A 1,356-nucleotide genomic window follows, 5' to 3' on the forward strand; every position below is an offset into this window, starting at 1 on the left:
TCCTCGGCGGCCGGCAGAACCTGGTCATGTTCGGCCGGCTCTTCGGCCTCACCACGGCCCGCGCCCGGGCCCGCGCCGACGAACTGCTCGACACGTTCGGGCTCACCGACGCCGCGGACCGGGCGGTCTCGACCTACAGCGGCGGAATGCGCCGCCGGCTCGACCTGGCCGCCGGCTTCATCCTCACCCCGGCGGTGCTGTTCCTCGACGAGCCCACCACCGGCCTGGATCCCCGGGCCCGCAACGAGGTCTGGGAGAGCGTCCGGGAGATCGCCGCGCGGGGCACCACGGTCCTGCTCACCACGCAGTACCTCGACGAGGCCGACCAGCTGGCGGCCCGGATCTCCGTGATGAACCACGGCAAGGTGGTCGCCACCGGCACACCGGACGAGCTCAAGCGTCAGGTCGGCGGCGACCGGGTGACCGTCACCGTGCCGCGGTCGGAGTCGCTGGAGCTGGTGGCGCAGCGGCTGGCAGCCGCCTTGGGCGAGGCCGCCGTCACCGACCCGGAGACGCACCGGGTCACCTTCGAGGTCGGCGCCGGGGTGGTCGCGCTGGCCGACATCGTCCGGGCCCTGGATCAGCTGGGCATCGCCCCGGAGGACCTGGTGCTGCGCCGGCCCACCCTCGACGAGGTCTTCCTCACCCTGACCGACAAGGAGGTGGCGCGATGACGACACTGCGAGCCGGCTGGGTCATCACCCAGCGGGACCTGGCCCACTGGGCACGCCAGCCGTGGACGCCGCTCTTCGGCCTGCTCTTCTCGATCATGCTGCTGCTGGTCTTCGGCTTCCTGTTCGGCGGCGCGATCACGGTCCCCGGCGGCGGCGACTACATCAGCTTCCTGCTGCCCGGCATGCTCGCGCTGAGCATGATGTTCGGGGTCGAGAGCACGGCCACGGCGATGGCCGACGACGCCCGCAAGGGCATCACCGACCGGTTCCGCTCGATGCCGATCGGCAGCGCGTCGGTGGCCCTGGGCCGGGTCGGCGCCGACCTGGCCAACTCGGCGGTCGAGCTGCTCGTGCTGATCCTCGGCGGCCTGCTCATCGGCTGGCGGATCTCCGACGGCCCGGCGTCCGCGGTGGCCGCCGTGCTGCTCCTGCTCCTGCTGCGGTTCGCCGTGCTGTGGATCGGCATCTTCGTGGGCCTGAGCTTCCGCGGCGAGGGCGCCACGATGGCCGTACAGGTGCTGGTCTGGCCGATCGGCTTCCTGTCCACCGCGATCGTGTCCGCCGAGACGATGCCGGGCTGGCTGGGCGCGAGGTGGTGTCCACCCTCGCCGATCCCGACGCCGGCGGCGACCGCCTCGACGCCGCCCTGGTCAAGACGCTCACCGCAGCCGAGCTGCACGAC

General features: G+C 72.5%; 2 protein-coding genes. Both read left to right on the top strand.

Annotated features, from left to right (window positions below):
- Window positions 1-674: ATP-binding cassette domain-containing protein (locus AB0C29_RS48700; RefSeq protein ID WP_360835213.1), on the top strand; the 674-nt coding region annotated here is incomplete at its 5' end.
- Window positions 671-1,356: ABC transporter permease (locus AB0C29_RS48705; protein ID WP_360835215.1), on the top strand; the 686-nt coding region annotated here is incomplete at its 3' end. The genes AB0C29_RS48700 and AB0C29_RS48705, both read left to right, overlap by 4 nt.

The sequence above is a fragment of the Actinoplanes sp. NPDC048791 genome, assembly GCF_040650095.1.
Taxonomy (GTDB): domain Bacteria; phylum Actinomycetota; class Actinomycetes; order Mycobacteriales; family Micromonosporaceae; genus Actinoplanes.